The 4,132-nt window shown below is 71.1% G+C and carries 5 protein-coding genes; 4 read left to right on the forward strand and 1 reads right to left on the reverse strand.

The features are described from left to right. Positions 1-49 precede the first annotated feature (49 nt). A complete protein-coding gene (locus ACFVZW_RS10510; RefSeq protein WP_147981115.1) occupies positions 50-292 on the reverse strand; it encodes a mycoredoxin in 243 nt (80 codons plus the stop codon). A 101-nt stretch (positions 293-393) separates the two neighbouring features. Between ACFVZW_RS10510 and ACFVZW_RS10515 the strand changes: the two genes are divergently transcribed. The 4 genes from ACFVZW_RS10515 to ACFVZW_RS10530 all read left to right on the forward strand — a co-directional run bounded on the left by ACFVZW_RS10515 (position 394) and on the right by ACFVZW_RS10530 (position 4,057). Continuing rightward, positions 394-2,643, forward strand: coding sequence for an ATP-dependent DNA helicase UvrD2 (locus ACFVZW_RS10515; protein ID WP_384519435.1), 2,250 nt, complete (start codon positions 394-396; stop codon positions 2,641-2,643). A gap of 180 nt (positions 2,644-2,823) precedes the next feature. Next, a complete protein-coding gene (locus tag ACFVZW_RS10520) occupies positions 2,824-3,186 on the forward strand; it encodes a hypothetical protein (protein WP_384519467.1) in 363 nt (120 codons plus the stop codon). Positions 3,187-3,359: 173 nt separating this feature from the next. Then, positions 3,360-3,728, forward strand: a complete 369-nt coding sequence (locus ACFVZW_RS10525) for a WhiB family transcriptional regulator (protein WP_137993472.1) — start codon at positions 3,360-3,362, stop codon at positions 3,726-3,728. Beyond that, positions 3,725-4,057 (forward strand): hypothetical protein, encoded by a 333-nt coding sequence (locus ACFVZW_RS10530; RefSeq protein WP_384519437.1) that lies wholly within the window; start codon positions 3,725-3,727, stop codon positions 4,055-4,057. The genes ACFVZW_RS10525 and ACFVZW_RS10530 overlap by 4 nt, the downstream gene beginning before the upstream one ends. Positions 4,058-4,132 lie beyond the last annotated feature (75 nt).

The raw sequence follows: 4,132 nt of genomic DNA on the forward strand, positions 1-4,132 counted from the left end.
GCCCGGTACTGCCGGGCGGGGGCTCTTGTCGGTCTGCGGGCGCGTCGTGTCAGACGCCGACCTTCTGCTTGACCTGGGCGAGCGACGGGTTCGTCAGCGTCGTGCCGTCGGCGAAGAGCACGGTCGGGACGGTCTGGTTGCCCCCGTTGGCCTTCTCCACGAACGCGGCCGAGTCGGGGTCCTGCTCGATGTTGATCTCCGTGTACGCGATGCCCTCGCGGTCCATCTGGCTCTTCAGCCGACGGCAGTAGCCGCACCACGTGGTGCTGTACATCGTCACAGTGCCCTGCATGGCCTGGCGCTCCTCTGTTCGCGGGGTGGGTGCCGAGGGGAAGAACGTACGAGCCGCCGTCCCCATTCCCGCCTGCGGGAGACCGTGATTCGTATGACCGCATGCCCGGGCCTGTGGACAACGCGACGCGGCGCCCCTCGCGAACCTGGCAGCATGGCGGGGTGACAGCAGCAACGCACTCCACTCTCTTCCCGCAGGTCCCCGAGTCGGCCGACGCGGTGCTCGACGGGCTCGACCCCGAGCAGCGCGAGGTCGCCCTTGCCCTGCACGGCCCGGTGTGCGTCCTGGCGGGAGCCGGTACGGGCAAGACGCGGGCCATCACGCACCGCATCGCGTACGGAGTGCGGGCGGGCATACTCCAGCCCGGCAGTGTGCTGGCCGTCACGTTCACCAACCGGGCGGCCGGGGAGATGCGCGGCCGGCTCCGGGAGCTCGGCGCGGGCGGGGTGCAGGCCCGCACCTTCCACTCCGCGGCGCTGCGCCAGCTGCAGTACTTCTGGCCGAAAGTCGTCGGTGGCGATCTTCCCCGGCTCCTGGAGCGCAAGATCCAGCTCGTGGCCGAGGCCGCCGCGCGCTGCCGCGTCCGGCTCGACCGCAACGAGCTGCGCGACGTCACCAGCGAGATCGAGTGGGCCAAGGTCACCCAGACCGTCCCCGCCGACTATCCCGCCGTCGTCGCCAAGTCGGTCCGGGACGCCCCCCGCGACCCGGCCGAGATCGGCCAGATCTACGCGATGTACGAGCAGCTCAAGCGCGACCGCTCGGTGATCGACTTCGAGGACGTGCTGCTGCTCACGGTCGGCATCCTCCAGGACCGGCACGACATCGCCGACCAGATCCGCAGCCAGTACCAGCACTTCGTGGTGGACGAGTACCAGGACGTCTCCCCGCTCCAGCAGCGGCTCCTCGACCTGTGGCTCGGCGACCGCGACAGCCTCTGCGTCGTCGGCGACGCCAGCCAGACCATCTACTCCTTCACCGGCGCCACCCCCGACCACCTGCTGAACTTCCGCACCCGGCACCCGAACGCCACGGTGGTCAAGCTCGTCCGCGACTACCGCTCCACCCCCCAGGTCGTCCACCTCGCCAACGGACTGCTCAGCCAGGCCCGCGGCCGCGCCGCCGAGCACCGCCTGGAACTGATCTCCCAGCGCGACCCCGGCCCCGAGCCCGGCTACACCGAGTACGCCGACGAGCCCGCCGAGGCCGAGGGCACCGCCCGCCGCATCCGCGACCTGATCGCCGCGGGCGTCCCGGCCGGCGAGATCGCCGTGCTCTACCGCATCAACGCCCAGTCCGAGGTCTACGAGCAGGCCCTCGCCGACGCCGGAGTGCCCTACCAGCTGCGCGGCGCCGAGCGCTTCTTCGAGCGCCAGGAGGTACGGGAGGCGGGCATCGCCCTGCGCGGCGCCGCCCGGGCCGGGGGCAACGACTCCCTCCTCGACGACGCCGAGGACCTGCCCTCCCAGGTCCGGGCCGTGCTCTCCACCAAGGGCTGGACCACGGAACCGCCCGCCGGCTCCGGCGCCGTCCGCGACCGCTGGGAGTCCCTCGCCGCCCTTGTCCGCCTCGCCGAGGACTTCGCCCGCGCCAAGAGCGGTGCCACGCTCTCGGACCTCGTCGCCGAACTCGACGAGCGGGCCGCCGCCCAGCACGCCCCGACCGTCCAGGGGGTCACCCTCGCCTCGCTGCACGCGGCGAAGGGCCTGGAGTGGGACGCCGTCTTCCTGGTCGGCCTCACCGAGGGCATGATGCCGATCACCTACGCCAAGACCGACGAGCAGGTCGAGGAGGAGCGACGCCTGCTGTACGTCGGGGTCACCCGCGCCCGGCTGCACCTCACGCTCTCCTGGGCGCTCTCCCGCTCCCCGGGCGGCCGCGCCTCCCGGCGCCCCACCCGGTTCCTCAAGGGACTGCGCCCCGGCTCCGGCGCTCTCGGCACGGGCAGCGCGGGCGCCGGCGGCTCCATCGAGCGGGGCGGGGCCGCCCGGCGCAAGCACCGTGGTCCGGTGCTCTGCCGCGTCTGCGGCGCCACGCTCACCGAAGCCGGCGAGATGAAGCTGATGCGCTGCGAGGACTGCCCCTCCGACATGGACGAGGCGCTCTACGAGCGGCTGCGCGACTGGCGCGCCGACCAGGCCAAGGAGCTCGGGCAGCCCGCGTACTGCGTGTTCACCGACAAGACGCTGATGGCGATCGCCGAGCGGATGCCGTCCACCGACGGCGAACTCGCCGGGATCTCCGGCGTCGGCGTCCGCAAGCTCGACCGCTTCGGGGCCGACGTCCTCGCCATCTGCGCGGGCGAAGAGCCAGGTGGGGAGCCTGGAGGAGACGACGAGGAGGACTCATGAAAACTCGTCGGAAAAATAGTTTGCGCACCCCCCGTCAAGCCCCATAGGTTCTTAACCACGGAAACAGCGGCTTCTTCGAAGCCCTGTCTTCGTGCTGTACTTGTCCAAATGAACATGAGGGTCCGGCTCACCCCGAGCCCTCCGAGACGCCGAGAGGAGGCGATTCCAGTGATCAGCAACATCAACAGCACCAACGTCAGCTTCGTCAGCACCGACAAAATGACCGATCGCTCGGTCGTCTCCGCCTGCTCGCTCGGCCTCTCTGGCTCGGCGTTCATTGGCAGCGGTCTTCCTGGCACCGGTCTGTCCGGCGCTGGTATGGCCGGCGCCGCCGCTGCCCTGCGGCCGGCCGCCGCCCTTGCGGGCCTGCTCGTCGTGGAGCGCGATGAGCGACCGACCAAGGCACTGGAAGCAGGAGTAGCAGCAGTCGAGGCCAAGGCCTATGACTTTGCGGCGACCGGTGCCGAAACCAAGCAGCAGACGACGCAGCACCACACGATGTGGGCCTTCCGTGGGCTCGAACCCTGGAGTGATCCAGCCTGATCGACGATCAGGCCGGCGCCTTCAGGGCCGCGGAACCCCACCCGGGATCCGCGGCCCTTCTGTTTGTCCCCGAACGGGGACGACGGAGCGAAGGGGCCTCGGGACCAGCAGAACCCGGTACCAGCCGAAACCCCGGCCAACAGGCCGGAACGACCAGACGAGGAAACACCACCGTGCAACTCGAAGCGCACGCCCCGTCCGTACCGCCTTCCGAAACGATCCCCCCGCCCGGCCTCACGGAGGACTCCACCTTGACCCCCCTCACCGCGCTCACCGCGCTCGACGACGCCATCGAGAACCTCGGCGTACCCGTCCCCTGCCGCTCGTTCGACCCGGAGGTCTTCTTCGCCGAGTCCCCGGCCGATGTCGAGTACGCCAAGTCCCTCTGCCGTACCTGCCCGCTGATGGAGGCCTGCCTCGCCGGCGCGAAGGAGCGGCGTGAGCCGTGGGGCGTCTGGGGCGGCGAGCTGTTCGTCCAGGGAGTCGTCGTGGCCCGCAAGCGGCCGCGTGGTCGCCCGCGCAAGAACCCGGTCGCGGCATGAACGTCACCGGAACCATCGACCGACCCCTCACGCACGATCCCCAGAAGCTGGCCCCGATGACCTCTTCCACCAGCGAGCCCTCCGGCTCCGCGACCCCAGACGTTTCCATCACCGGCGCGAACGCCTCGCGTCAGAACAGGACCCGTGAGATGCAACTCATCCCAGAAGCCCTGGCTCGTGCTCATATGCACGACCGCCTGCGGGAAGCCGACGCGGAACGCCAGGCCGTGCGCCTGGTCGCCGCCCGGCGGATGCAGCGGCGTGCCGAGCGCGTCTCCCTGCGCGCCCGCCGCGCGCTGGCCATGGCCGTCATGCACAGTCGAAACTAAAACCCGGGGGGGGGGGGGGGGAGAGGGCGGCCTCAGCCCCGGGGGGGGGGGGGGGCCCCGGGCGGGGGGCGGCCC

Source organism: Streptomyces sp. NPDC059567 (assembly GCF_042735655.1).
GTDB lineage: Bacteria > Actinomycetota > Actinomycetes > Streptomycetales > Streptomycetaceae > Streptomyces.

Bases quoted from the DNA above. Each gene is read 5' to 3' on its own strand.
- ACFVZW_RS10510 (WP_147981115.1), bottom strand. From the start codon at position 292: ATGCAGGGCACTGTGACGATGTACAGCACCACGTGGTGCGGCTACTGC.
- ACFVZW_RS10515 (WP_384519435.1), top strand. From the start codon at position 394: ATGCCCGGGCCTGTGGACAACGCGACGCGGCGCCCCTCGCGAACCTGG.
- ACFVZW_RS10530 (WP_384519437.1), top strand. From the start codon at position 3,725: ATGAACGTCACCGGAACCATCGACCGACCCCTCACGCACGATCCCCAG.